This is a genomic window from Massilia sp. Masssp94 (genome assembly GCF_059491305.1).
Genome location: NZ_CP168501.1, coordinates 2780262 through 2805819 on the forward strand (window position 1 = coordinate 2780262; position 25558 = coordinate 2805819).

Sequence of the window (25558 nt, forward strand, 5' to 3'; positions counted from 1 at the left end):
TCTTTCTCAGACATTATTTTTGTTCAGGAAACAGGAGTTTCCAGTCATCCAAACTCGCCCAAAACCCTTTTCCGTTGAGTGAAATTTCACAGTAGAATGCACGGGCTAAGCCAACCACATTGATTTATGCCCAAAAGCTCGAGCTCCCTGCCCATCGAAATCAAGATCTCCACGGTCGTGGCCATTTCGACCATCCTGCACTCGGCCGATCCGATCGCGATCGATGCCGCGCTGAAGCAGATGACCGGGGGTGTGTCGGATTTTTTCGAGGATGAATTTGCCGTCATCGACGTCGCCGGCATCGCCGACGACGCCGCGCACCTCGATTGGGAGGCGCTGGTCGCGCTGCTCAAGAAGTACCGCCTGAACGCCGTCGCCGTGCGCGGCGCGCCGGCCGCGCTGCACGACGTGATCCGCGCCCACGACCTGTTCCTGGACGACGGCACCAGCGGCTTGCAGACGAGCGCCGGCCGCGAACGGGAGGTGCCCGCGGCACCGGTCGACACGGCAGAGCCCACAGCCGAACCCGCACCATCGCCCGCGCCGGCCCCTGCGGCACCGGTGCACGCAATGATCGTCGACACGCCGGTCCGTGCCGGCCAGCGCATCTACGCGCGCGGCACCGACCTGATCGTGACCGCCGTCGTGAACAATGGCGCGGAGCTCATCGCCGACGGCAGCATTCACGTGTACGCGCCGCTGCACGGCCGCGCGCTGGCGGGGGCGTCGGGCAATGCGGGCGCGCGCATCTTCGCGCTGCAGTTACAGCCAGAACTGGTGTCGATCGCGGGCGTTTACCGGACGTTCGACGAAGGTTTCCCGGCGGAGGTCGCACGCCAGCCGGCACAAATCCGTTTGGTCGGCGACCGAATCGATATATCATCGCTGGGTTCGGCGACCCGCAATTAAAGCGCGCCCCTGTACCAGCACTGACCAGATACTGAAAAGGACACAATTTTTTCATGGCAAGAATTATCGTTGTAACGTCCGGTAAGGGTGGTGTGGGCAAGACCACCTCGAGCGCAAGCTTCTCGACCGGCCTCGCACTGCGCGGGCACAAGACCGTCGTCATCGATTTCGACGTCGGCCTGCGCAATCTCGACCTGATCATGGGTTGCGAACGCCGCGTCGTGTACGACCTGATCAACGTCATCAACGGCGAAGCGAGCCTGACCCAGGCCCTGATCAAGGACAAGCACTGCGACAACCTGTTCATCCTGCCGGCTTCGCAGACGCGCGACAAGGACGCGCTGTCGGAAGAAGGCGTGGAAAACGTGCTGAACGAGCTGGTCAAGATGGACTTCGAATTCATCATCTGCGACTCGCCGGCCGGCATCGAGCACGGCGCCCTGATGGCACTGACGTTCGCCGACGAAGCGCTGATCGTCACCAATCCGGAAGTCTCGTCCGTGCGCGACTCCGACCGCATCCTCGGCATCCTGCAAGCCAAGTCGCGCCGCGCCCAGAGCGGCGGCGAACCGGTCAAGGAACACCTCTTGATCACCCGCTACTCGCCGCGCCGCGTGGAAAACGACGAAATGCTGTCGTACGAGGACGTGCAGGAAATCCTGCGCATCCCCCTGCTCGGCATCATTCCGGAATCGGAAGCCGTGCTGCACGCGTCGAACCAGGGCAACCCGGCCATCCACTTCAAGGAGACGGACGTGGCCCAGGCCTACCAGGACGTCGTGTCCCGCTTCCTGGGCGAAGACATCCCGCTGCGCTTCACCAGTTACGAAAAGCCGGGCTTCCTGCAGCGCCTGTTCGGAGCGAAGTGATATGCCTCTGCTCTCATTCCTGTTCCCCAAGAATCAGAAAAGCGCGACGGCGGCCAAGGAAAGGCTGCAGATCATCATCGCGCGCGAACGCAGCGGCCGCGGCGGCCCGGATTTCCTCCCCGCCCTGCACCGCGAGCTGATCGAAGTGATCTCCAAGTACACCAAGGTCAACGCCGAGGACATCAAGATTTCCCTCGACCGCCAGGGCAACCTGGAAGTGCTCGACGTCAACGTCGTCCTGCCGGACGCCTGACCCCGTTCTTTCTGCCGCGCCGGGGTGATCACGCCGGCGCGGCGGCCACCTCGCGCACGACGCGCGTGCAGGCATCGATGTGCTGGTAGCCCATCTGCCTGAATAACGCAAAGCCGATCGCGGCCGACGCGACCTGCCCCGCCAGCGGCACGATCTTCGCCGCCGACTTGGCCGCCAGCTTGGCGCCCGACTTCTGCAACAGCTTCAGCACCAGCTCCTTCGTCACGATCTTGCCCACGAGCGTACTGCCGATGGCCGCCACGGCCTGGTAAGTGGCGATGCGCATGCGCGGCTGCAGCCGGTCGATCTGCTCCGGCGACAGGCCGAACGCCCGGTTGATCTCTTCCACCATGACGGCAAAGCTGGACAGGTCCGCAACGATGTCCACGCCCGGCACCGGGATCACGGATACGCCTGCCGAAATGGCCGCGCGCTTGCGCACGAGGCCGCGGCAGCGTTCGCGCACGCGTTCGATGTCCTCGCTGGAGACCGGCAACAGGGCCAATTCGTCGCCCTGACTCTTCTTCTTGAACATGTTAGCTCCTCAACCACAATGTTGACGTCAGTGTAACCGGGAGTTTGTCTACGGCCTGACACAACTATGACGCAATTTCCCAACGAAAATGTGAATTTATCTGAGGCATCAGTAGCTTTGCGTTTTAAAAGTCTGATATATTTAGTGACATTGTAGGAATGTTCCTACAGTGATGTCCTTCAGTCCCACAAGCCGAGACAGCCTGAAAATCATGAGAATATCCGTACTGGACAACGACACGACCCAGGCAGAACTCATCTGCCAAGTTCTGAACGGAGCTGGGCACAGCTGTCAAGCCTTCGACAGTGGTAAAGAATTGCTGGGGCAACTCCGCAAGGACAGCACCGACCTGCTGATCGTCGACTGGCAAGTGACCGACGTCCCGGCGGCGGAACTCCTGCGCCGCGCCAAGGAAAAACTGGCGCCGAATACCCCGACGATGTTCCTGGCCGGCAGCTCGGCCGAAGACGACATCGTGGCCGGCGTCACGGCCGGTGCCGACGACTACCTCGTCAAGCCGCTGCGCCGCGGCGAGCTGGTGGCACGCACGCAGGCCCTGCTGCGCCGGGCGTACCCGTCGCAGAATGGTGCCGAACAGTTACAGTTCGGTCCGTACGTGTTCGAGACCCGCCCGGGCCGCCTGATGATGGACGGCGAACAGATCGACGTCACGCACAAGGAATTCAACCTGGCGCTGCTGTTTTTCCGCAACCTGGGCCGTCCGCTGTCGCGTGCGTACATCCACGAATCGATCTGGGTGCGCGAAACGGCCGTCCCGTCGCGTACGATGGACACCCACGTTTCGCGCGTCCGCAACAAACTGCGCCTGCGTCCGGAAAACGGTTTTCGCCTCGTGCCGGTCTATAGCTACGGCTACAGGCTGGAAAAGCTGGGCGCGTGAAACCCTGACGCTGTAGGGGTATAATGGGCGCGCTGCCCAATTTTTGATCACCCATGCAACTGCTCGCCGTCGGCCTCAATCACACTACAGCACCGGTCTCGCTGCGCGAGCAACTGGCGCTGGCGCCTGAGCAGCTGGGCGATGCGGTGCAGGCGGCGCGCGGCTGGTTCTCGAAGTTCAATACTCGCGGCGAAGACGAAGCGGCGCTGCTCTCCACGTGCAACCGCACCGAGATGTACGCCGCCAGCTGCGCACCCGACCCGCTCGACGCGTCCGCGCGCTTTCTCGCGGATTACCACGACCTGAATTTCGCCGACCTGCGCCCGCATTTGTACATGCTGCCGCAGCACGACGCCGTGCGCCACGCGTTCCGCGTCGCCTCCGGCCTCGATTCGATGGTGCTGGGCGAGGCCCAGATCCTCGGCCAGATGAAGGATGCCGTGCGCGTCGCCGACGAAGCGGGCGGCCTCGGTACTTATCTGCACCAGCTGTTCCAGCGCAGCTTCGCCGTCGCGAAGGAAGTGCGATCGACGACCGAGATCGGCGCGCACAGCGTGTCGATGGCCGCCGCCGCCGTGCGCCTGTCGGAACGCATCTTCGATCGCGTCAGCGAGCAGAACGTGCTGTTCATCGGCGCCGGCGAGATGATCGAGCTGTGCGCCACGCACTTCGCCGCCCACAATCCGAAGTCGATCACGATCGCCAACCGCACGCTGTCACGCGGCGAGGCGCTGGCCGCGCGCTTCAACGGCAGCGCGATCGGCCTCGCCGACCTCTCTGAACGCCTGGCGCAGTTCGACGTCGTCATCGCCTCCACCGGCTCCACCTTGCCGCTGATCGGCAAGGGCCTCGTCGAACGCGCAATTAAAGCGCGCCGGCACCGGCCGATGTTCATGGTCGACCTGGCCGTCCCGCGCGACATCGAACCGGAAGTGGGCCGCCTGAACGACGTGTTCCTGTACACGGTCGACGACCTGGCCGAGGTGGTGCGCACCGGCGTCGAAAGCCGCCAGGCGGCCGTCGCGCAGGCCGAGGCCATCATCGAGACGCGCGTGCAGTCGTTCATGCACTGGATCGGCGACCGCGCCGTGGTGCCCGTCATCCGCGACATGCACGAATCGAGCGAAGCGATGCGCCTGGCCGAACTGGAACGGGCGCGCAAGCTGCTCGCCAGGGGCGAAGACATCGAGACGGTGCTCGACGCCCTGTCGAAGGGCCTCACCGCGAAATTCCTGCACGGCCCGCAACAGGCCCTGCACCGCGCCCAGGGCGACGAACGCGCCCGCCTCGCGAGTTTGCTGCCCCAGCTGTTCCGCGGCCGCCGTTAGCGGCCCGCACTCCTTCGTCGTACCCGCGTGCCGCTTCCCGCGGCTTGTCCGCTGTCATTCCCCATAAGAGCCCTATGAAACCATCCATGCTGGCCAAGCTGGACCAACTGGCCAACCGCCTCGTCGAACTGGACGAACTCCTGATGTCCGAAGGCGCCACCGCGAACATGGACAGCTTCCGCAAGCTGAACCGCGAACACGCCGAACTGAGTCCGCTGGTGGCCGTCTATCGCCAGTACCAGACCGCGCAGGCCGACATCGACGCCGCGCAGGAGATGCTCGCCGACCCGGACATGAAGGAATTCGCGCAGGACGAGATCGACGCGGCGAAGGCGCGCATGGCGGAACTGGACCTCGAGTTGCAGAAGATGCTGCTGCCGAAGGACGAGAACGACGAGCGCAACATCTTCCTCGAGATCCGCGCCGGCACGGGCGGCGACGAATCCGCGCTGTTCGCGGGCGACCTGCTGCGCATGTACACGCGCTACGCGGAGCGCAACCGCTGGCAGGTGGAGATGGTGTCGGAATCGCCGTCCGACCTGGGCGGCTACCGCGAAGTCATCGTGCGCATCGTCGGCCAGGGCGCCTACTCGAAACTGAAATTCGAGTCCGGCGGCCACCGCGTGCAGCGCGTACCGGCGACGGAGACGCAGGGCCGCATCCACACCTCCGCCTGCACCGTCGCCGTGATGCCGGAGGCGGACGAAGTGGAGGACGTGCAGATCAATCCGGCCGACCTGCGCATCGACACCTACCGCGCTTCGGGCGCCGGCGGCCAGCACATCAACAAGACGGATTCCGCCGTCCGCCTGACGCACCTGCCGACCGGCATCGTCGTCGAATGCCAGGACGACCGCAGCCAGCACAAGAACAAGGCGCAGGCAATGAAAGTCCTCGCCGCGCGCATCAAGGACGTGCAATTGCGCGAGCAGCAGAGCAAGGAAGCGGCAACCCGTAAAAGCCTGATCGGCTCGGGCGACCGCAGCGAGCGTATCCGCACCTACAACTTCCCGCAGGGCCGCCTGACCGACCACCGCATCAACCTGACGCTCTATAAACTGGACATGATCATGGACGGCGACCTGGCCGAACTGACGAACGCCCTGTCGGCCGAGCACCAGGCCGAACAACTGGCGGCGCTGGGGGATTGATCAACAACAAACCGGGGTCAGAGCCCGTTTTTGGGAAATTTCCAAAAATCGGGCTCTGACCCCGGTGTTAAGACCGGTATAAGTTGCTAGACTGAAAATATCCTTTTCGACTTCAACCAGGAAGCCCATGTCCTCGTCCCGCAATCTCCTGCTCGCCATCGCCGCCGTCAGCATCGCCCTGATCGGCGCGGCCCTGTATCTCCAGCACGTGAAGGGCCTGCTGCCCTGCCCGCTGTGCGTGATCCAGCGCTACCTGTACCTCGGCATCGCGATCTTCAGCCTGATCGGGGCCTTCGCCAACAAGATCAAGGCCGGCGCCGGGCTTGCACTGCTGTGCGCGCTGGGCGGCCTCGGCTATGTCGGCAAGCATCTGTACGTGCTGGCCCATCCGGGCTTTTCGTGCGGCATCGATCCGATGCAGACGACGCTCAACAAGATCCCGACCGCGACCCTGCTGCCCGGCCTGTTCCGGGCGGACGGCCTGTGCGAAGCGGCGCAGGAGACCGTGTTCGGCCTGAACGTGCCGCAGTGGTCTGCCGTGTGGTTCACGATCCTCACGCTGGCCCTCGTCTGGGTGCTGGTGCGGCGCGCGCGCTGATGACGATCCAGCCCGGCGCCACCATCGCGGCCGTGCAGGCAGGCCTGCCGCTCGACCCGCTGGAAAACCGCATCCTCCTGTGCGAGGCGACGGGTCTGTCGCGCGTCCAGTTGATCACGCAGGGCGACCGCGTCCTCACGCCGGACGAGGCGTCCCGCCTGGACGATCTCGTGGCGCGCCGGCTGCGCGGCGAACCGATCGCCTACATCGTCGGCCGGCGCGAATTCTTCGGCCTGGCGTTTCGGGTCGGCCCCGCCGTGCTGATTCCCCGCCCGGACACGGAACTGATCGTCGACCTGTCACTCGAGCGCCTGCCGGACAACGCAGCGCGCCTGCTCGACATGGGGACCGGAAGCGGCGCGATCGCCGTCGCCGTCGCGCACACACGGCCGGATGCCGACGTCACCGCGCTGGACGTCAGCCCGGACGCATTGGCCGTCGCCCAGGCGAATGCGGCCGCCAACGGCGCGCGCGTGCGGTTCCTCGAGAGCAGCTGGTTCGACGCGCTCGCCGCCGTGGAAACCTTCGACGTCATCGCCTCCAACCCGCCCTATATCGCGGCCGGCGACGAGCACCTGGTCCAGGGCGATTTGCGTTTCGAGCCGGTCGGCGCGCTGACGGACCATGCCGACGGCCTGTCGGCGCTGCGCATCATCATCCAGGGCAGCCCGCGCCACCTCGCGCCGGGCGGCTGGCTGCTGCTCGAGCACGGCTATGACCAGGCCGCCGCCGTGCGCGCGCTGCTGGCGGACGCCGGTTTCACGGACGTGCAGAGCTGGCGGGACCTGGCCGGGATCGAGCGCGTGAGCGGCGGCCGGTTCGGCTGAACGTCTCCCCGGCGCGCTCCGGACGCCCCGTTTGTTACAATTTCGGGTCCACCACCCGGAAGCCAACACGATGCGTCGACTGTTCGCGACCCTCATCCTGCTGGGCCCCCTCGTTGCGTTCGCGGCGGATGCCGCCGATCCGGCGCAAGCACTGTTCGAGCGCGACTGGCAATGGCGCCTCAAGCACCGGCCCGAATTCGCCACGAGCGTCGGCGACCACCGCTACGACGCGCTGCTGGCCGACACCTCGCTCGCGGAACAGACGGCCACCATCGAGCACGCGCGCCGCATGCTCGACCTCGCGCGCCAGATCGACCGCGCGCAGCTGGCCGGCCAGGACCGCCTCTCCTGGGACCTGTTCACGGGCGACCAGGAACGCATCCTCGCGCGCGCCGCATTCGTCGGGTTCGACCCGCAGCCGGTCAGCGCGCAGGACGGCCTGCAGATCCGCTTCCCGCAACTGATCGCGCAGATGCCGTTCGTGACGGAGGACGACTACCGCAACTACATCGCGCGCCTGAATGCCCTGCCGCGCCACGTCGACGGCATCATCGAGCAGATGCGCGAGGGGATGCGCACCGGCTGGACGGCACCGAAGGCCATCATGACCGGCCTGCCCGCGCAGTTGCGGGCCATGCGCGAGCACGTGCAGGATGGCGCCCTCGGCGCGCCGTTCCAGCGCCTGCCCGCGACCATCGCCGAGGAGACGCGCGTGCAACTCGCGGCGGACGGCGCGGCCGCCCTGCGCACGGCGGCGGGCGCGTTGCAAAAGCTGGAAGACTTCGTGCGCACCGACTACCTGCCGGCCGCGCGCACGACCATCGGCGCATCCGGCCTGCCCGGCGGCGCGGCGTGGTACGCGTATCTCGTGAAGACGGCGACCACCACCACGCTGGCGCCGGCCGAGATCCACACGCTGGGTATCAAGGAAGTGGCACGCCTGCGCGCCGAGATGGAAGCGACGGCCGCGCGCACGGGCTTCAAGGGGAGTTATCCGCAATTCGTCGCGTTCGTGCGCAGCGATCCGCGCCTGTTCCCGACCAGTGCCGACGCGCTGCTGGACCGCTACCGCCGCACCATCGCGCGCGTCCAGGCCCAGTTATCCACGCAGTTCGGCACGATCCCGCAGGAAGAACTGGCCGTCAAACCGGTGCAGCAGGCGGGGGCCGACACGCAGGGCGGCGCGTATTACGAAGCGGGTACGCTGGACCGGGTCGCGGCCCTCGCCGTCAACACGAGCCGCCTGGACACGCGGCCGCTATGGGAAGTCGAGACGCTCGCCCTGCACGAGGGCATCCCCGGCCACCACCTGCAGGTCGCGCGCGCCCACGCCATCGACGGCCTGCCGGCATTCCGCCGCCACGCCTGGTATCCCGCGTTCGGCGAGGGCTGGGCGCTGTATGCCGAGGGCCTGGGGCCGGTACTGGGCCTGATGCGCGATCCGTTCTCGCAATTCGGCCGCCTGGCCGACGAGCAGCTGCGCGCCGCGCGGCTCGTCGTCGACACGGGCATCCACGCGCTGGGCTGGCCGCGCCAGCAGGCCGTCGACTGGCTGAACGCGAACACGGCCAATCCGCCGTCCGACAACGAGGTCGAAGTCGACCGCATGATCGCCCAGCCGGGCCAGGCGCTGGCGTATAAAATCGGCCAGCTGCGCATCGCCGCGCTGCGCGCGCGGGCGCAGGCGGCGCTGGGCCCGCGCTTCGACGTCCGCGCCTTCCACGACGCCGTGCTGGACAACGGCGCCGTGCCGCTGGACGTGCTGGAGAAGCGCATCGACCGCTGGATCGCGGCGCAGAATGTCCCGGAACCTGACCTGGTTAATTAACTAAAATGTCATATTGAGGGCTGACCGGCGCGGTTGGCCGATTTCGGTTACTCTCTGCGTCTCATGGCAGTATAAGAAAGGAATCCTCGTGTCGAACCAACTGACCCGCCGCCTGGCCCTGCTGGACGACGATGCCCGCCGCGGCCTGCTCCTGCAAGGCCTGCGCGGCATCGAGCGCGAGACGCTGCGCGTCGACGGCCAGGGCCACCTGGCAAGGACTGCGCATCCGGTAAAACTCGGCTCGGCCCTGACCCATCCGCAGATCACGACGGATTACGCGGAAGCGCTGCTCGAATTCATCACGCCGGCCGAACACGACATCGGCCTGGCCCTGCACCGCCTGGACGCGATCCACCGCTACGCCTATTCCAAGCTGGACGGCGAACTGCTGTGGAGCCAGTCGATGCCGTGCGAGCTGCCGGCCGAGGAAGACATCGAGATCGCCTGGTACGGCAAGTCGAACATCGGCATGCTCAAGCACGTGTACCGCCGCGGCCTGGCCCTGCGCTACGGCAAGGCCATGCAATGCATCGCGGGCATCCACTACAACTATTCGCTGCCGGAAGAACTGTGGCAGCTGCTGGCGGAGCACGAGGGCATCACGGAAGAACGCCGCAACGCGCTGCGCGACTTCCAGTCCGAAAGCTATATCTCGACCATCCGCAACTTCCGCCGCTACAGCTGGCTGCTGATGTACCTGTTCGGCGCCTCGCCGACCCTGTCGAAGGGCTTCCTGCGCGGCCGCGAACACAATCTCGAGACGCTGTCGGACGACACCTTGTTCCTGCCGTACGCGACGAGCCTGCGCATGAGCGACCTGGGTTACCAGAACGACGCGCAATCCGGCCTGCGCCCGCACGAGAACAGCCTGGAAAGCTACGTCACCTCGCTGATGGACGCCGTCAAGCGTCCGTATCCGCCCTACGCGGAGATCGGCACGAAGAAGGATGGCGAGTGGGTCCAGCTGTCGACCAACATCCTGCAGATCGAGAACGAATACTATTCGACGATCCGTCCGAAGCGCGTGATCCGCACGGGCGAGCGCCCGGTGCAGGCGCTGTGCGCCCGCGGCGTGCAATACATCGAGGTGCGCTGCCTGGACGTCGATCCGTTCGAGCCGGTCGGCATCGCACTGGAGACGGGCCGCTTCCTGGACGCCTTCCTGCTGTTCTGCGCCCTCGAGGAAAGCCCCCTGATCAACGCGATGGAAGGCCAGGTCCACGCGCGCAACTTCGCGCGCACCGTAAAGGAAGGCCGCCGTCCGGGCCTCACGCTCACACGCAACGACCACGAAGTGCTGCTGAAGGATTGGGCGGAAGAGCTGCTGGAACGCATCCGCCCCATCGCGGAACTGCTGGACCACGAGCACAATTACAAGGGCGCGCACATGGACGCGCTGAACGCGCAGAAGGCCAAGGTCGCGGATCCGGAAAAGACCCCGTCCGCGCGCGTGCTGCAGGAAGTGCGCACGCTCGGCTCGTTCGCGCAGTTCGGCCTGCGCCAGAGCGAACTGCACGCCGAGGCGTTCCGTACCGAACCGCTGATGCCGGCCGAGACGGGCCTGTTCGACGAGATGGCGCGGGCATCGCTGGCCGAGCAGGCGCAGATCGAGGCGACGGATACCGGCTCCTTCGACGACTTCGTGGCGGCGTATAACAGTAGTACACTGTGCCGTAACAGCTGACCCGCCAGGTCGGGCTGAACCGGGGCCGCCTTGCTTACCTTCTTCAACGAACACCACGCACAGCACGCCACGACGTCGGAACCGCCCCAGCGCATCGACGTCGTGGCGAACGAGTTCACGCGGCGCGGCCTGGGCCGCATCGTCACCCCGCATGGCGTGCCCCTGACGTCGCTGGAACGCATCCACACGCCCCGCTACCTGCACTTCCTGCGCAGCGCGTGGAACGAATGGCTTTCACTCGACCCGCGCAACGCCGAGCGCGATCTCGTCCCCTCCGTGTGGCCAGGGCAAGGCATGCGCCGCGACGTCGAACCGGACAGTTTCACGGGCCGTCTCGGCCTGTACGCGTTCGACGGGACGACGCCGCTGACGGCCGGCACGTGGACCGCCGCGAAGACGGGCGCCGACTGCGCGATCAATGCGGCGCACGCGCTGCGCCTGGGCGAGCGGAGCACGTTCGCGCTCACGCGGCCGCCCGGCCATCACGCCGGCGCCGACTACTGCGGCGGCTTCTGCTTCCTGAACAATGCCGCGCTGGCGGCCCAGCACCTGCTCGACGACGGCCTGCAGCGCGTGGCCATCCTCGACCTCGACTACCACCACGGCAACGGCACGCAGGACATCTTTTATCGCCGCAAGGACGTGCTGGTCGCGTCGATCCACGCCGACCCGCGCACGGACTACCCGTACTATGCGGGCCACCCCGACGAGACGGGCGCCGGCGCGGGCCTCGGCTTCAACCTGAACGTGCCGCTGCCGCGCGGAACGGCGGCAGCGCAGTGGTTCCTCGCGCTGGAAACGGCCTGCGTCAGGATGGCGGGCTTTTCTCCGCAGGCGCTCGTCGTCTCGCTGGGCGTCGACGGTTTCAGCGGCGACCCGCGCTCGCACTTCGGCCTCGCCAGCGGCGACTTCCTGCGCATCGGCGAGCGCATCGGCTTTCTTGGCCTGCCGACCGTCTTCGTGTTCGAAGGCGGCTCGGTCGTGCCCGAACTCGGCATCAACGTGGTCAACGTGCTCGAAGGTTTCGAGACGGCGGCCTGACAAGGAAACGACAATGATCGAATGGCAGTGGAGCGGTTTCGCCCACCTGACGGCGGCCGAACTGTACGAGATGCTGGCACTGCGCCAGCAGGTGTTCGTGCTCGAGCAGGCGTGCCTGTACCCGGACATCGACGGCCTCGATCCGGGCGCGCATCACCTGCTCGGCTGGCGCACCCTCGACGGCAGGCGCGAACTGGCCGCCACCCTGCGCTGCCTGGCGCCGGGCGCGAAATACGAGGAGATGTCGCTGGGCCGCGTCGTCACCAGCCCGTCCACGCGCGGCACGGGCCTGGGCCGCGAACTGGTCGCGCAAGGCATCGCGTGCGCGCAACGGCTGCATCCCGGCCACGCGATCCGCATCGGCGCGCAGGCCCACCTGGAAGCGTTCTATGGGAGCTTCGGCTTCGTCACGGTGTCCGCGCCGTACGACGAGGACGGCATCATGCACATCGACATGGTGCGCCCCGCTTCCATCATTTGAGCAGGCCGGATTTCGTCGGATCCGGCATGCGGATCGCGACGAGGCAGGCCAGCGCGCACATGACGCTCACGTACCAGTAGAAATACGGCTCGTGGCCAGCCTGCTTGAACCACAGGGCCACGTATTCCGCCGAGCCGCCGAAGATCGCGTTGGCGACCGCATACGACAGGCCCACGCCCAGCGCGCGCACTTCGACGGGGAACATCTCGGCCTTGATCAGGCCACCGATCGACGTGTACAGGCTGATGATCGCCAGCGCGCACACGATCAGCGCGCCGGCAGTCAGCGGGCTCGAGACGTTACGCAATGCCATCATGATCGGCGTCGTGAACACGGCGGCGAGCGCGCCAAAGGCGATCATCGACGTGCGCCGGCCGATGCGGTCGGACAGCGCGCCGAACGCCGGCTGCAGCAGCATGTAGACCAGCAGGCAGACGGTCATGATGCGGCTGGCCGTCTCCGTGCTCATGCCGGCCGTGTTGACGAGGTATTTCTGCATGTACGTCGTGAACGCGTAGAAGATCAGCGAGCCGCCCGCCGTAAAGCCCAGCACCGTGACGAACGCGCGCCGGTGGTGCTTCAGCAGCGACGCGACGCTGCCCGCGGCCTCGCTCTTGCGCTCGCTGGCGGTGGTGGTCTCGTGCAGCGAACGGCGCAGGTACAGCGACACGAGGGCGGCGCAGGCACCGACGACGAACGGGATGCGCCAGCCCCAGGCCTTCAGTTCGTCATGCGTGAGCAGCAGTTGCAGGATGCCCAGCACGAGCAGCGCCGCGAGCTGGCCGCCGATCAGGGTCACGTACTGGAACGACGCGAAGAATCCCTTGCGCCCCGGCTCCGCCACCTCGCTCATGTAGGTGGCGCTGGTGCCATACTCTCCGCCCACGGACAGGCCCTGGAACAGGCGCGCCACCAGCAGCAGCATGGGCGCCGCCGTGCCGATGCTGGCATAGGTCGGCAGCGCGGCGATCATCAGCGAGCCGCCGCACATCATGAGCACGGAAATCATCATCGCGTTGCGCCGGCCGTAGCGGTCGGCGATGCGGCCGAACAGCCAGCCGCCGATCGGGCGCATCAGGAAGCCCGCCGCGAAGATGCCGGCCGTGTTCAGGAGCTGGGTTGTCGGATTGCCTTTCGGGAAGAAGGCGGACGAGAAATACAGGGCGCAGAACGAATAGATGTAGAAGTCGAACCACTCCACCAGGTTGCCGGACGACGCGCCGACGATGGCGAACACGCGCTGGCGCGATGTGAGATGTTCGATGGCATGCGGGTCCGCTGTATCCGTCGTGGTCATTGCTATCCTCCGGGTCCGGACCCAGCATAGCAGTTCCTTAATTTTTACGGCGCCACAACAGCACCGGGATGCCTGCAAGCAGCAAAAATGCCGCTGCCGGCTCCGGCACGGGCGAGAGCAGGACTGGCGCGCAATACCCGAAGTCGTTGCAGCTGTTGGCCACGATCTGGCCGGCGTCGTTGATGCCGACGGCGTCCGTCAGCACCTGGATGCCGAGGCCGTCCGTCACGTTGTTCAGGTCGACCAGGCTGCCGTCGGCATACACGAACGCGTGCGAGAAACCGTCCCCGACGAAGCTGGAATAACCGACCACCATGCCGGCCGCGTTAATGGCGTGGGCTTCGCCGAAGTCGCCGCCGAAGGAACCGAGGTCGTGCATCACGCCGCCGCTGTACAGGAACGGATGCCAGACGGCCGCGGCGCCGATGAGGCTGTAGCCCGCCACCTGGCCGGCATCGTTCACCGCCTCGGCCCAGCTGAAGCCGCCGCCCAGCGTGCCGAGGTCCTGCATGGTGCCGTCGTGGTACAGGAATGCGTGGGCGCCGTCGTCCGGGAATCCCGGGCCCGGCTGGGAGCCGCCGACGATCATGCCCGCGCCGTTGATGCCCCGCGCCCGCGCATCCGCCCCGCCCAGCGTGCCGATGTCGGTCAGCGTGCCGCCGCTGTACAGGAACGCGCGGCTGTTGCCGGACGCATCCGTGGAATCGCCCACGACCTGGCCCGCGGCGTTGATGCCGTACGCGATGCTCTCGCCGCCATACAGCGTGCCGGTGCTCCGGATGTCGCCGTTGCGGTAGATGAAGCCGCGCGTAAAGTCGCCGGACAGCGAGGCGCCGACCACGGCGCCGCCGTTGGTGGCGGTCGCCCAGGCGGACTGGCCGCCCAGCGTCGGCAGGAACGTCGTCGTGCCGTCCAGCCACACGAAGGCGCGTTGCTGGTTGTCGGGATTGATACCGCTGCCGACGACGCTGCCGTCGTTGCCGATGCCGTAGGCCGTGAAGTTTTCGGGCAGGAAGGTCGCGGTATAGAGCGGGTCGGCCAGCACGGCCGGTGCCGCCACTGCCAGGGATACGCCGAGCATCAGCGCCGGCTTCACGCGGCGCCGGCGCGCGCGCCAGGCCAGCAGGCCGAGCCCGGCGGCCAGCATTGCCCAGGTGGCCGGCTCGGGCACGGCCGACACGAGGTCCAGGCGCACGTCCGCGCACGTGCCGAGGCGGCAGGCACGGCCCAGGATCTGGCCCGCGTCGTTGATGTCGGTGGCGTCGATGATCTCCCAGCCGTTCGCGCCCGTCACGAGCGTGTTCAGGTCGACCATGTGCCCGTCGAGATAGATGAAGGCGTGGTAGCCCCAGCCGACGTCCGTGATGAGGTCCGACGCGCCGACGATGACGCCCGCATTGTTCAGCGCCCGCGCATAGCCCCAGTCGCCGCCCAGCGAACCGAGGTCGACCATGTGTCCGTCACGGTACGCGAAGGGGCGCGTCAGCGCGCCGTTGTCCAGGACGACGTCCGTTTCCGACCAGCCCACCGCGAGCCCGGCGTCGTTGACGTCGTAGGCTTCGCTGCGCATGCCGCCCAGCGTGCCGAGGTCGAGCATCATGCCGCCCTGGTAGAGATAGGCGTGGCGGTCCGGGTCGAACGTGCTGGAGGGAAGCGTGGCCGTGCCGGCCACCGTGCCGGACGCGTTGATGGCCGCGGCATAGCTCCAGTCGCCACCGAACGTGCCGATCAGGTGGACGCCCCCGCTGTCATACAGGAAACCGCGCTGTGCCTCGCCGATGTAGGGCTGGGCATTGCCCGCGACCATGCCGGCGTCGTTGATGCCTCTCGCGTTCGAATACGCGTACATGTCGGGCAGGCTCGCAGCCACCGGTACCACGCTGCCGCCCACATACGCGAACGCGCTGCCGTTGTACGGGCTATTGCGTGACCCGGCGATGTCGCCATGGTTATTGATCGCAAGACCGTAGCTGTCTGGCAGCACGCTGCCCAGGCTCGTGACGGTCCCGCCGGACAGGATGGCGGCCGCACCGCCGGACGTGCCGACGATCTGGCCGGCGTTGTTGAGCGCGGACGGCGCGAAACCCGCCGGCAGGAAATCAAATGTATAGAGCGGATCGGCCCACGCGTGCGCGCTGGCGAAGAACGGCAACAACAGGGCGAACAGGCAACGGCGTATCGACATGGCAGGCTCCGGATGACATTCAGGCGTGCCAACGATACGGCCCGACGCGCCGCGCGGAACTGAGCCAGATCAGGCGTGCGCGGAACGCATTCAGAACGTGATGACGAAGCGCGCGCCGCGGCTCACCGGGCGCGCGTAACGTACCGTGCCGCCATTGCCATGTACCAATTGACGCACCATCGCGAGGCCAATGCCGCCGCCCTGTTTGCGCGTCGTGAAGAAGGGCGTGAAGATGTGCGCGGCCAGCGCGTCCGGCACGCCGGGACCGTCATCGTCGACCTCGATGCGCAGGCGCGCGCCGCGCACCAGGCGGGCGGCAACGCGCGCGCGGCCGCCCGCACCCGTCGCCTCGAACGCGTTCTTGAGCAGGTTGATCAGCGCCTGCTCGAGCTGGCCCGGGTCGGCCATCAGTTCCAGCGACGCCGGCTCCACCGAGAACGCGACCTCGCCGCCGCGCTCCCGCCAGGCCGGCCCCACCAGCGCATCGAGCCGCGCGAACAGGGCGGCCAGCGGCACCCGCTCGGGCCGCGCATCCGGCACGTTGGACAGGCTGCGGTAGCTGGCGACGAAACCGGCCAGGCTGTCGGCGCGGCGGCCGATGGCGTCGAGCGCCGTGCCGAGGTCCGCCGCCACGTCGGGCAGCAGCGCGGGCCGTGCTTCCTCGACCAGGTCGCGCGCCGTGCGCGACAGCGACGCCACCGGCGTCAGCGAATTCATGATCTCGTGCGTGAGCACGTGCACCAGCCGGCGCCAGGCGTTCAAGGCTTCGGCTTCCAGTTCGCTTTCGACCGGCATCAGCGCGGCGAGACGCTGCGGACGGCCATGCAGGGTCAGCATCGACACCGTCGCCAGCGCGCGTTCGGTGCCGCGCTCGGTCTCGAACTGCAGCAAGGTGCGGTCGCCGTGCGGTTGACGCGCCAGCTGGCGGTACAGGGCGGCGCCATCGGTGGCGCGGCCGGGCGCGACCAGCTTGCGCGCGTTCGCGTTCAGCGGCTGCACGTGCTCGTCCCCGTCGATGCCGAACAGCGCGACCGGCGCGTGTTCCAGGCGCGCTTCCAGGGCCAGCGCATTGTCGACGAGGCTTTGCTGCTCGACGTTCAGCACGGCGCGCGGTTCAGGCGCAGGCAGCCGGCGCAGCGCGGCCAGGCTGCGCCACAGGACCAGCACCGCGACCACGGCCGCCAGGCCGCACAGCACGAGGACACGCGGCGCATCGCCCGCGCGGCCGGCGCCGAACGCCAGCGCCGCGAGGCCGGCCGCCGTCAGCAGCGCGGCCATCTTCGCGCGCGCTTCAGATGCCATGCTTGCCCAGCTTGCGGTACAACGCGGCACGGCTGACGCCCAGCATGCGCGCGGCGAGGCTGATGTTGCCCCTGGCCTGGTTCAGCGCGGCGGCAATGGTGTCGCGTTCGAGCGCGCCGAGTTTGTACTCCACGTGGTTGGGCGCAGGCGGCGCGGCCGGTGCGAGGCCGAAATCCTCGTAGCGGTAGTCTGCCCCGCCGCCCAGGATCACGGCGCGCTCGCACGCATGGCGCAGCGCGCGCACGTTGCCCGGCCAGTCCCACGCGCACAGGCGGTCCAGCGCGGCCGGCGCCAGCTCGCGCACGGGCCGCTGGTACTGGCCCTCGTACAGCGACAGGTAGTGGTGCAGCAGCGCGGGAATGTCGTCGCGCCGGGCGCGCAGGGGCGGCACGCGGATCACGATGGTGTTCAGGCGGAACAGCAGGTCGGCGCGGAACACGGCCGGATCGAACAGGCGGTCTTCCGCCAGGTTGGTTGCGCTGACGATGCGCACGTCGACCGGTTCGGAGCGGTCGGCGCCGATCGGCGTCACCTCGCGCCGCTCGAGCGCCGTCAGCAGCCTGGCCTGCGCGGGCAGCGGCATGTTGCCGATCTCGTCGAGGAACAGCGTGCCGCCGCGCGCGGCCTGGAAGCGGCCGGCGCGGTCGCTCTTCGCGTCGGTGAACGCGCCCTTGCGGTGGCCGAACAACTCGCTCTCGAACGTCGCCTCGGGCAGCGCGCCCATGTCCACGGCGAGGAACGTCCCGGCGGCGCGGCGCGACGCCTGGTGGACGGCGCGCGCAACGAGCTCCTTGCCGACGCCGTTCTCGCCCAGCACCATCACGTTCGCTTCGGTGGGCGCGACACCGGCGATCATCGCCTTCACCTCGCGCATCGGCGCGGAGTCTCCCATCAGGGCCGACGCACCGGGCACGTTCGCGGCCGCGCGGCGCGCCAGCGCGGCATCGACGGCGGCGGCGAGGCGTGCGTTGTCCCATGGTTTGGTGATGAAGTCGACGGCGCCGCGCTTCAGCGCTTCGACCGCGAGCGGCACGTCGGCATATGCGGTCAGCGCGATCACGGCGGGCGGCCGCGCCAGCGTGCGCAGGCGGTCGAGCACCGCGAGCCCCTCGGCGCCGTCGACGCGGCCCGGCGTGAAGTTCAGGTCGAGCAGGACGACGTCCGGCACGCCGTCCGCCAGCAGCGCCTCCAGCCGCGCCGGATCGTCGAGCGTGGCCACCGCGCCATGGCGACGGCGCAGCAGCATCTGCGCGGCGCAGGCGACATCGCGGTCGTCGTCGAGGATCAGGAGGCGGGTGCGGGATTCAACCATCGGGCCATTCTAGCAGCGCGCATCGGGGCGTTGTACTGCCCGGCGGTCACCTGTCCGGAAGCGCACAGGGGTACCTGTCCGGATCCGGACAGTCGCGCGACAAAACCCCTTTCGGCAGGGGCAAAACGGTCGTGGCACGGGGCTTGCAAACAATGCCGGCATGACCCATCCATCTCCCGACCTCGTCACCGGCGCCGCCATGGACGTGCGCGTTCCGGTCCGGCGCGGCCGTTTCGTTCTGCGCGCCGGCGCGCTGCTGGCCGCCCTCTCCCTGGCCGCCCTCGCCGCGTGGCAGGCCTTGCCGCACGGGCTGCAGGTGGCAGCGCGCGACGTGCGCATCGCCCGCGTCGCGCCGGGCGTCTTCCGCGACGAGATCGTCGTGCGCGCCAGTGCCGAACCATTCAGCGCCATCGTGCTCGACTCCGTCGAATCCGGCCGCGTCGAGGAAGTGGTCGCGCACGACGGCCAGCACGTGGCGAAAGGCGATTTGCTGTTCCGCCTGTCGAACCCGCAGCGCAACCTGGAACTGCTGGCGCGCCAGACTGAGTACGCGCAGCAGATCTCGAACCTCGCGACCCTGCGCGTGGCGCAGGAAGCCAGCCGCACCGACCACCAGCGCCGCCTGGCGGACCTGGAATTCGCGCTGGAGCAGGCGCGCAAGCAGCATGCGCGCAACGCCAGCCTGGCCGCGCGCGGCTTCCTGTCCACGGCCGCGCTGGAGGATGCCGCCGACAAGCTCGCGCAGCAGCGCCGCCTGCTGGACGACGAACGGGCCAGCAGCGCCGCCGAGGAACAGGTGCGCGGTCGCGTGCTGCAGCAGATCGAAGGCGTGATCGCGGGCCTGCAGGCGGGCCTGAAGCTCGTGAACGCGACCGTCGACGCGCTGGCCGTGCGCGCGCCGGCCGCCGGCGTGCTGACCGATTTCCGCCTGCTCGTCGGCGAGACGGTGCGCCCCGACCAGCGCATCGGCCGCATCGACGATCCGCGGCGCTTCAAGCTGGTCGCGCAGGTCGACGAATTCTATCTCAGCCGCGTCACGACCGGACGCCCGGGCCTCGTGGTCCAGGACGGCGCCAGGTATCCGCTGCGCGTCGCCACGATCTACCCGCAGGTCAAGGACGGCCGCTTCACCGTCGAGATGGTGTTTACGGGCGCGCAGCCGCCCGTGATCAGTCCCGGCCAGGGCCTGGATGCGCGGCTGACGCTGGGCGAGCCGGCCCGGGCCCTGCTGCTGCCCCAGGGCACTTACGCCGGCGACGGCGGCGGCGCCTGGGTGTTCGTGGCGGCGCCGGACGGCCGCCATGCCGAACGGCGCACCGTGCGCCTGGGGCGCCGCAACGACACGCAGGTGGAAGTCCTGTCCGGACTGGCCGCCGGCGAGGACGTCATCGTGTCCGGCTACACGTCGTTCGGCAAGGCCGGGCGGCTGGAATTGACGAAGTGACGCGCACCCTCCAACATCACATCAACCACGAAAGAACGACATGCTCCGACTATCAGGCGTCAGCAAGATCCACACGGCGGGCGAAGTCCGCACCACGGCCCTCGACCGCATCGACCTCGAGATCGCCGCCGGCGAATACGTGGCCATCACGGGGCCGTCCGGCTGCGGCAAGTCCACGCTGCTGTCCGTCCTCGGGCTGCTCGACGTGCCGACGTCCGGAGAATACTGGTTCGAGGGCCGCAACGTGGCCGGCTGGAGCGAGGCGAAGCTGAATGCGCTGCGGCGCGGGAAGATCGGGTTCATTTTCCAGAGCTTCAACCTGATCGAGGAATTGACCGTATTCGAGAACGTCGAACTCGCGCTCGAATACACGGGCACGCCCGCGGCCGAACGCCGGCGGCGCGTGGGCGACATGCTCGAACGCCTGGGCGTGGCGCACCGCGCCGGGCACCGGCCGTCGCAGCTGTCGGGCGGCCAGCAGCAGCGCGTGGCGATCGCGCGTGCCCTCGTGGCCGGGCCGGCCATGCTGCTCGCCGACGAACCGACCGGCAACCTCGACACCGCGCACGGCGACGACGTCATGCGCCTGCTACGGAACATCAACGCCGAGGGCACGACCGTCGTGATGGTCACGCACTCGCCCGCGCACGCGGCGCAGGCGTCGCGCACGCTGCGCCTGCTCGACGGCCGCATCGTCGTCGACGCGCTGCTGGCGGCATGAGGAGGCCACGATGAATTTGCGCGATTTCCGCATCGGCTGGCGCCTGCTCGTCAAGGAGCCGGCGTATTCCGCGGTGGTGGTGCTCGGCCTCGCGGTCGGTATCGCCGTGTGCTTTTTGCTGCTCGGCTACGTGCGCCACTCGTTTTCGTACGACGAGCACGTGCCCGAACGCGAGCGCGTGTTCCAGTTGCAGGAACGATGGAACCTGGCCCTGCTCGGCACCGGCTGGGGCAGCACCGCCAGCCTCCCCGCGCGCGACGCGGCGGTGGCCAGCGGCCAGCCCGTGCTCGCCACCGCCTTCCTCGACCGCGGCGTCAACGTGCGCGTGGGCGGCCGGGCGCTTGCCTTCGGCGTCGCGCTGGTCGATCCCGACTTCGAGAAGATCTTCGCGCCGCGCGTGCTGGCCGGTGACCTGCATGCGGCCCTCACGCGGCCGGAGGCGCTGGCGCTGACGGCGGACACCGCCCTGAAGGTGTTCGGGCGCGTCGACGCGGTCGGGCGCACGCTGCAGGGCGACGGCCAGACCTATGTCGTGGCGGCCGTCCTCGCCAGCCCGCCGGCCGCCACCACGATGCCTTACGAGGCGCTGGCCGGCACGGGCAGCGTCATCATGCCGCCCGACCAGCGCGATTTCACGACCGGTGCCTGGGGGTTTTCGCCCGGCCGGGTCTACCTCAAGCTGTTGCCGGGGGCCGACGCCGGCGCGGTACTGGACGCGTTGCGACGCGGCCTGCGCGCCTCGCCGCTCGTGCGGCGCAGCTACGCCCAGCAGGTGGCGGCGCTGGGCGGCCGCGACCTGATCGATTATCGGCTGCAACCGATCGCCGACGTGTACCTCGCGCCCGACCTGAACGACATCCTCGCCGTGCACGGCAACCGCCAGGGTGTGATCGGCCTGGCCGCCGTCGCCCTGCTGGTGCTGCTGCTGGCTGCGACCAACTATGTCAATTTGGCCACCGTGCGGACGTTGGCGCGCCAGCGCGAGATCGCCGTGCGCAAGGTGCTGGGCGCGTCGGCGCAGGCCGTTGCGCGCCAGTTCCTGGCCGAGTCGGTGCTGGTCTGCCTGATCGCGACGGTCCTCGGCCTGCTGCTCGCGTGGCTGCTGCTGCCGGTCTTTGCCGACCTCGTGCAGCGCAAGCTGGATGGGATGTTCAATGCCGCCACGGTGGCGGCGACCCTGGCGCTGGGCGTGTTGCTCGGCCTCGCGGCCGGCGCCTACCCGACCTGGTCGGCGCTGCGCGTACGCGCCACCGCCGCGCTGGCCGGGCGCGGCGCCGGCGAGACCGCGCGCGGCGTGTGGATCCGACGCGCGCTGACGGCACTGCAATTCGGCGTCGCCATCGGCCTGACCGCCACCACGCTCGCCGTCGCGTGGCAGACGCGCTATGCCAGCACACTCGATCCCGGCTTCGATACGGCACCGCTGTTGATGTTCCCGGCCGCGAACGACATGCGCGATCCGCGCACGCGCGCCCTGCGCGACGCGGTCGCGCGCCTGCCGGGCGTGGCCGGCGTGACGGTCTCGCACCTGCCGTTCAGCGTCGGCCACAACATTGCGGTCCTGCGCCGCGCCGGCGGCACGGCCACCGACATCAACCTGTACGCGGTGAGTCCGGAATTTTTCGACGTCTATGGCGTCAAGCCGGTGGCCGGGCGCCTGTATTCGCCCGCGTTCGACAAGCTCAACGACGACGACCGCGTGGTGATCAATGCGGCGGCGGCGCGCCAGCTCGGCTTTCCCACACCGCGCGATGCGGTTGGACAGATGGTGACCGACAACATGGACGGCAAGCCGAAACAGGTCGTGGGCGTGGCGCCGGACCTGCGCCAGCGTTCGGCGCGCGACGGCCAGCAGCCCAGCGTGTTCTACCTGAACGACCGCGTGGGCGGATTCACGGTAAGGTGCAGCGGCGACGTCGACGCGGTCCGGCGCGCCATCGAGGCCCTGTGGCCGCGCTACTTCCCCAACGAGCCTCTGGATGTCGTGCGCATCTCGACGCTGATGACCGACATCTTCTATGCCGACGACCTGCGTCTCGCCAAGCTGCTGGCGGCGGCCAGCGCGATCGCGACGGCGATCGCCGCCTTCGGCATCTATGTGCTGGCCGCGTACAGCGTGCGCCGGCGCGAAAAGGAAATCGTGCTGCGCAAGCTGTATGGGGCCGGCCACGCGGCGATCGCAAGACTGGTGGCGCGCGAGTTCGCCGCGCTGGTCGGTGCCGGCGCGGTGCTGGGATTACCGTTCGCGTGGGTGGCGATCCAGCGCTGGCTGGGCGGGTTCACCGAGCGTGCGCCGATCGGCGGCTGGACGCTCGCCGCCGCGCTGCTGGTGGCGGGCGTCGTGGCGCTGGTGTCGACCCTGCGCCACGCGCTGGCGGCGATGCGGATCCGCCCCGCTAGCGCGCTGCGCGAATGAATCAGCAGGCCGCGCTGCCGCAGACTTTTACCAGTTCGACTTCGAACACGAGGCCGGTGTTGCCCGGGATTGCGCCCGGCACGCCGCCCGCGCCGTAACCCAGGCTGCTCGGGATCAGGATCGTGCGCTTGCCGCCGACCTTCATGCCCTGCACGCCCTGGCCGAAGCCGGGAATCACGGATTCGTTGGTGTTCACGGCGCCGATGACGAAGGTGAACGGCTTGCCGGGCAACGACGCGTCGAACTTGGCGCCCTTGAAGTCGGCCGCGGCGGCGCTGTACAGCCAGCCCGTGTAGTTGACCTGCACGCGCGCGCCGTTGACGGCTTCGGCACCGGTGCCGATCGCGATGTCGGTCTTGGTCAGCGCGGCGGGATTGTTGACGACGGGAGGGGTGGTGCTGCCCGAATCGCCACCGCCGCCGCATGCGGACAGGCTCAGGATGGCGGCGAAGGCGGCGGCCAGTGGGAAGGACAGTTTCATGGGACTCCTACGGGACAGGTTGGTTATCGGATGGAAACCCGAACCTTACCAACCTGCTCTGCAAGCGTCTGTGGGGGATTTGTATGCCTTTGTAATCCGCTCAGATTTCGACCTGGGTTCCAAGTTCGATGACGCGGTTGCTCGGAATCTGATAATAATCCGCGGCCGTGCGGGCGTTGCGCTGCATCGCCACGTACAGGTGCTCCCTCCACGGCATCATTCCCTGCCCCGGCACCGAGATCACGGTCTGGCGCGCGATGAAGAACGACGTCTCCATCATCTCGAATTCGAGGCCGCAGGCAGCGCACAGGCGCAGGATGTCCGGGATGTCCGCTTCGTCCTTGAAGCCGTAGGTCACGTTCAGCTGGTAGCAGTTGTGGCCCAGCGGGACGACCTCGACCTGCTCGCTCTCGGGCACGTACGGCTCCTCGCGGATGCGCACCGTGAGGAACACGACGCGCTCGTGCAGCACCTTGTTGTGCAGGAGGTTGTGCAGCAGCGCGTGCGGCACGCCGTCGGTTTCGCCGCGCAGGAAGATGGCGGTGCCGGACACGCGGTCGGGCGGCGCCACGAACAGCGACTGCAGGAAGTCGTCGAGCGGGATCGCGTGCTTTTCCAGGTTCTCGAACACGAGTTCGCGGCCGCGCTTCCACGTCAGCATCGTCGTCAGCAGGATCGCGCCGAGCAGCAGCGGGAACCAGCCGCCGTGCAGCAGTTTCAACGTGCTGGCCGAGAACAGCATGATGTCCATCGCCATGAAGAAGCCGGTGGCGCCGAAGCACAGCCACAGCGGCAGGTGCCAGCGGTAGCGGATCACGAAGAACGTCAGGATCGTCGTCGCGAACATGGTCGCCGTCACCGCGATGCCGTAGGCGCCGGCCAGCTTGTCCGACGAACCAAAGCCGACGACCGCCAGCAGCACGACGATCAGCTGCAGCCAGTTCACGGCCGGGATGTAGATCTGGCCGATCTCGCTTTCCGACGTGTGCATCACGCGCATGCGTGGCAGCAGGCCCAGTGCGATCGCCTGGCGCGTCATCGAGAACGTGCCGGAGATCGTGGCCTGCGACGCGATCACGGTCGCCATCGTCGACAGCAGCACGAGCGGCAGCACGCTCCAGCTGCCCAGCTGGTGGAAGAACGGGTTCTCGAGCGCTTCCGGATGCGTGATCAACAGGCCGCCCTGGCCCAGGTAGTTCACGGCGAGCGCGGGGAACACGACCATGAACCACGCGAAGCGGATCGGCTTCTTGCCGAAGTGGCCCATGTCCGCGTACAGCGCCTCGGCGCCGGTGAACGCCAGCACGACGGCGCCCAGCGCGACAAACGCGATCATGCGCTCGCGCAGCATGAACTCGAACGCATGCAGCGGGTTCAGCGCGTGCAGGATCACCGGGGCCTGCACGATATTGATGACGCCCATCACGGCCAGCGCGGCGAACCACACGACCATGACGGGGCCGAACCAGCGGCCGATGCCGGCCGTGCCGTGGCGCTGCACGCTGTACAGCCCCACCAGCACGACGATCGTCAGCGGCACGACGTATTTTTCCAGGCCGGGCGTGGCCACTTCGAGACCTTCGATCGCGCCCAGCACGGAGATCGCCGGCGTGATCACGCTGTCGCCGTAGAACATGGTGGCGCCGAACACGCCCAGCACCATCAGCACGTAATGCCAGCGCGACGTGCGCGTGACGGAATTCAGTGCGAGCGCCATCAGGGCCATGATGCCGCCCTCGCCGCGGTTGTCCGCGCGCAGCACCAGCGTGACGTATTTGAGCGAGACGATCATCGTCAGGCCCCAGAAGATCAGGGACACGATGCCCAGCAGGTTCGGCGTGGTCAGGGCCAGGCCGTGGACGGGATCGAAGATGGTCTTGAGCGTGTACAGCGGACTGGTGCCGATGTCGCCGTAGACGATACCGACCGCCGCCAGCGTCAGCCCTGCCAGGCTGCTTTTCTTATGTTCTGCCGTCAAGGTTTCACCGTTTTGTT

General features: G+C 68.0%; 22 protein-coding genes. 15 read left to right on the forward strand and 7 right to left on the reverse strand.

Features of this window, described 5'->3' with window-relative positions; genetic code table 11:
• The first annotated feature begins 126 nt into the window (after positions 1-126).
• From minC to minE, 3 genes are read left to right on the forward strand one after another with little or no spacing between them, the layout of a single operon-like run.
• Positions 127-909, forward strand: a complete 783-nt coding sequence (minC, locus tag ACEN9G_RS12310) for a septum site-determining protein MinC (RefSeq protein ID WP_413341950.1) — start codon at positions 127-129, stop codon at positions 907-909.
• Between the two features lie 53 nt (positions 910-962).
• Positions 963-1778, forward strand: coding sequence for a septum site-determining protein MinD (minD, locus tag ACEN9G_RS12315; protein WP_413341953.1), 816 nt, complete (start codon positions 963-965; stop codon positions 1776-1778).
• A 1-nt stretch (position 1779) separates the two neighbouring features.
• A complete protein-coding gene (gene minE, locus ACEN9G_RS12320; RefSeq protein ID WP_036231293.1) occupies positions 1780-2031 on the forward strand; it encodes a cell division topological specificity factor MinE in 252 nt (83 codons plus the stop codon).
• Positions 2032-2059: 28 nt separating this feature from the next.
• On the opposite strand, the gene ACEN9G_RS12325 is transcribed toward minE, so the two are convergent.
• Positions 2060-2566 (reverse strand): hypothetical protein, encoded by a 507-nt coding sequence (locus ACEN9G_RS12325; protein WP_413341954.1) that lies wholly within the window; start codon positions 2564-2566, stop codon positions 2060-2062.
• Positions 2567-2777: 211 nt separating this feature from the next.
• Between ACEN9G_RS12325 and ACEN9G_RS12330 the strand changes: the two genes are divergently transcribed.
• From ACEN9G_RS12330 to ACEN9G_RS12370, 9 genes are all read left to right on the forward strand, one after another.
• Positions 2778-3467 (forward strand): response regulator transcription factor, encoded by a 690-nt coding sequence (locus ACEN9G_RS12330; RefSeq protein ID WP_056133996.1) that lies wholly within the window; start codon positions 2778-2780, stop codon positions 3465-3467.
• Between the two features lie 53 nt (positions 3468-3520).
• The gene (gene hemA / locus ACEN9G_RS12335) at positions 3521-4795 is read left to right on the forward strand and encodes a glutamyl-tRNA reductase (protein WP_413341955.1); all 1275 of its coding nucleotides are present in this window, start codon (positions 3521-3523) and stop codon (positions 4793-4795) included.
• A 74-nt stretch (positions 4796-4869) separates the two neighbouring features.
• Complete coding sequence (gene prfA, locus ACEN9G_RS12340; protein ID WP_056133989.1) at positions 4870-5946, forward strand: peptide chain release factor 1; 1077 nt, start codon at positions 4870-4872, stop codon at positions 5944-5946.
• A gap of 127 nt (positions 5947-6073) precedes the next feature.
• Positions 6074-6544, forward strand: a complete 471-nt coding sequence (locus tag ACEN9G_RS12345; RefSeq protein WP_056133985.1) for a disulfide bond formation protein B — start codon at positions 6074-6076, stop codon at positions 6542-6544.
• Positions 6544-7371, forward strand: a complete 828-nt coding sequence (prmC, locus tag ACEN9G_RS12350) for a peptide chain release factor N(5)-glutamine methyltransferase (RefSeq protein ID WP_413340910.1) — start codon at positions 6544-6546, stop codon at positions 7369-7371. Before ACEN9G_RS12345 ends, prmC begins: the two co-directional genes overlap by 1 nt.
• Before the next feature lie 70 nt (positions 7372-7441).
• Complete coding sequence (locus ACEN9G_RS12355) at positions 7442-9199, forward strand: DUF885 domain-containing protein (protein ID WP_483126679.1); 1758 nt, start codon at positions 7442-7444, stop codon at positions 9197-9199.
• A gap of 88 nt (positions 9200-9287) precedes the next feature.
• A complete protein-coding gene (gene gshA / locus ACEN9G_RS12360; RefSeq protein ID WP_413340913.1) occupies positions 9288-10883 on the forward strand; it encodes a glutamate--cysteine ligase in 1596 nt (531 codons plus the stop codon).
• A 30-nt stretch (positions 10884-10913) separates the two neighbouring features.
• Positions 10914-11924: a histone deacetylase family protein gene (locus ACEN9G_RS12365; RefSeq protein WP_413340915.1), complete on the forward strand. Its 1011-nt coding sequence runs from the start codon at positions 10914-10916 to the stop codon at positions 11922-11924.
• A gap of 13 nt (positions 11925-11937) precedes the next feature.
• A complete protein-coding gene (locus ACEN9G_RS12370; RefSeq protein WP_413340916.1) occupies positions 11938-12405 on the forward strand; it encodes a GNAT family N-acetyltransferase in 468 nt (155 codons plus the stop codon).
• Here the strand turns inward: ACEN9G_RS12370 and ACEN9G_RS12375 are convergent.
• The 4 genes from ACEN9G_RS12375 to ACEN9G_RS12390 all read right to left on the reverse strand — a co-directional run bounded on the left by ACEN9G_RS12375 (position 12398) and on the right by ACEN9G_RS12390 (position 18501).
• Positions 12398-13702 carry an MFS family transporter gene (locus tag ACEN9G_RS12375; RefSeq protein WP_413340918.1) on the reverse strand — a complete coding sequence of 435 codons (1305 nt, stop codon included), beginning with the start codon at positions 13700-13702 and terminating at the stop codon, positions 12398-12400. The genes ACEN9G_RS12370 and ACEN9G_RS12375 overlap by 8 nt on opposite strands.
• Positions 13703-13739: 37 nt before the next feature.
• Positions 13740-15887 carry a PEP-CTERM sorting domain-containing protein gene (locus tag ACEN9G_RS12380; protein WP_483126681.1) on the reverse strand — a complete coding sequence of 716 codons (2148 nt, stop codon included), beginning with the start codon at positions 15885-15887 and terminating at the stop codon, positions 13740-13742.
• A 90-nt stretch (positions 15888-15977) separates the two neighbouring features.
• Complete coding sequence (locus ACEN9G_RS12385; protein ID WP_483126682.1) at positions 15978-17189, reverse strand: sensor histidine kinase; 1212 nt, start codon at positions 17187-17189, stop codon at positions 15978-15980.
• The gene (locus ACEN9G_RS12390; RefSeq protein WP_483126683.1) at positions 17179-18501 is read right to left on the reverse strand and encodes a sigma-54-dependent transcriptional regulator; all 1323 of its coding nucleotides are present in this window, start codon (positions 18499-18501) and stop codon (positions 17179-17181) included. Before ACEN9G_RS12390 ends, ACEN9G_RS12385 begins: the two co-directional genes overlap by 11 nt.
• Before the next feature lie 160 nt (positions 18502-18661).
• On the opposite strand from ACEN9G_RS12390, the gene ACEN9G_RS12395 reads away from it, so the two are divergent.
• From ACEN9G_RS12395 to ACEN9G_RS12405, 3 genes are read left to right on the forward strand one after another with little or no spacing between them, the layout of a single operon-like run.
• Complete coding sequence (locus tag ACEN9G_RS12395) at positions 18662-19945, forward strand: efflux RND transporter periplasmic adaptor subunit (protein ID WP_413345705.1); 1284 nt, start codon at positions 18662-18664, stop codon at positions 19943-19945.
• 40 nt (positions 19946-19985) lie between these two features.
• Complete coding sequence (locus ACEN9G_RS12400) at positions 19986-20666, forward strand: ABC transporter ATP-binding protein (RefSeq protein ID WP_483126684.1); 681 nt, start codon at positions 19986-19988, stop codon at positions 20664-20666.
• 10 nt (positions 20667-20676) lie between these two features.
• Positions 20677-23082, forward strand: a complete 2406-nt coding sequence (locus tag ACEN9G_RS12405; protein ID WP_483126685.1) for an ABC transporter permease — start codon at positions 20677-20679, stop codon at positions 23080-23082.
• Position 23083: 1 nt separating this feature from the next.
• Here ACEN9G_RS12405 and ACEN9G_RS12410 read toward each other — a convergent pair whose 3' ends face one another.
• Together ACEN9G_RS12410 and ACEN9G_RS12415 are read right to left on the reverse strand one after the other, a co-directional pair.
• Positions 23084-23563 carry an FKBP-type peptidyl-prolyl cis-trans isomerase gene (locus tag ACEN9G_RS12410; protein ID WP_413340273.1) on the reverse strand — a complete coding sequence of 160 codons (480 nt, stop codon included), beginning with the start codon at positions 23561-23563 and terminating at the stop codon, positions 23084-23086.
• A 100-nt stretch (positions 23564-23663) separates the two neighbouring features.
• The gene (locus ACEN9G_RS12415) at positions 23664-25541 is read right to left on the reverse strand and encodes a potassium transporter Kup (RefSeq protein WP_413340275.1); all 1878 of its coding nucleotides are present in this window, start codon (positions 25539-25541) and stop codon (positions 23664-23666) included.
• Positions 25542-25558: the final 17 nt, after the last annotated feature.

Bases quoted from the DNA above. Each gene is read 5' to 3' on its own strand.
- ACEN9G_RS12390 (WP_483126683.1), bottom strand. From the start codon at position 18,501: ATGGTTGAATCCCGCACCCGCCTCCTGATCCTCGACGACGACCGCGAT.
- ACEN9G_RS12410 (WP_413340273.1), bottom strand. From the start codon at position 23,563: ATGAAACTGTCCTTCCCACTGGCCGCCGCCTTCGCCGCCATCCTGAGC.
- ACEN9G_RS12345 (WP_056133985.1), top strand. From the start codon at position 6,074: ATGTCCTCGTCCCGCAATCTCCTGCTCGCCATCGCCGCCGTCAGCATC.
- ACEN9G_RS12355 (WP_483126679.1), top strand. From the start codon at position 7,442: ATGCGTCGACTGTTCGCGACCCTCATCCTGCTGGGCCCCCTCGTTGCG.
- prfA (WP_056133989.1), top strand. From the start codon at position 4,870: ATGAAACCATCCATGCTGGCCAAGCTGGACCAACTGGCCAACCGCCTC.
- ACEN9G_RS12400 (WP_483126684.1), top strand. From the start codon at position 19,986: ATGCTCCGACTATCAGGCGTCAGCAAGATCCACACGGCGGGCGAAGTC.
- ACEN9G_RS12395 (WP_413345705.1), top strand. From the start codon at position 18,662: ATGACCCATCCATCTCCCGACCTCGTCACCGGCGCCGCCATGGACGTG.
- ACEN9G_RS12405 (WP_483126685.1), top strand. From the start codon at position 20,677: ATGAATTTGCGCGATTTCCGCATCGGCTGGCGCCTGCTCGTCAAGGAG.
- ACEN9G_RS12375 (WP_413340918.1), bottom strand. From the start codon at position 13,702: ATGACCACGACGGATACAGCGGACCCGCATGCCATCGAACATCTCACA.
- ACEN9G_RS12325 (WP_413341954.1), bottom strand. From the start codon at position 2,566: ATGTTCAAGAAGAAGAGTCAGGGCGACGAATTGGCCCTGTTGCCGGTC.
- ACEN9G_RS12330 (WP_056133996.1), top strand. From the start codon at position 2,778: ATGAGAATATCCGTACTGGACAACGACACGACCCAGGCAGAACTCATC.
- minE (WP_036231293.1), top strand. From the start codon at position 1,780: ATGCCTCTGCTCTCATTCCTGTTCCCCAAGAATCAGAAAAGCGCGACG.
- hemA (WP_413341955.1), top strand. From the start codon at position 3,521: ATGCAACTGCTCGCCGTCGGCCTCAATCACACTACAGCACCGGTCTCG.
- prmC (WP_413340910.1), top strand. From the start codon at position 6,544: ATGACGATCCAGCCCGGCGCCACCATCGCGGCCGTGCAGGCAGGCCTG.
- ACEN9G_RS12370 (WP_413340916.1), top strand. From the start codon at position 11,938: ATGATCGAATGGCAGTGGAGCGGTTTCGCCCACCTGACGGCGGCCGAA.
- minC (WP_413341950.1), top strand. From the start codon at position 127: ATGCCCAAAAGCTCGAGCTCCCTGCCCATCGAAATCAAGATCTCCACG.
- ACEN9G_RS12380 (WP_483126681.1), bottom strand. From the start codon at position 15,887: ATGTCGATACGCCGTTGCCTGTTCGCCCTGTTGTTGCCGTTCTTCGCC.
- ACEN9G_RS12385 (WP_483126682.1), bottom strand. From the start codon at position 17,189: ATGGCATCTGAAGCGCGCGCGAAGATGGCCGCGCTGCTGACGGCGGCC.
- minD (WP_413341953.1), top strand. From the start codon at position 963: ATGGCAAGAATTATCGTTGTAACGTCCGGTAAGGGTGGTGTGGGCAAG.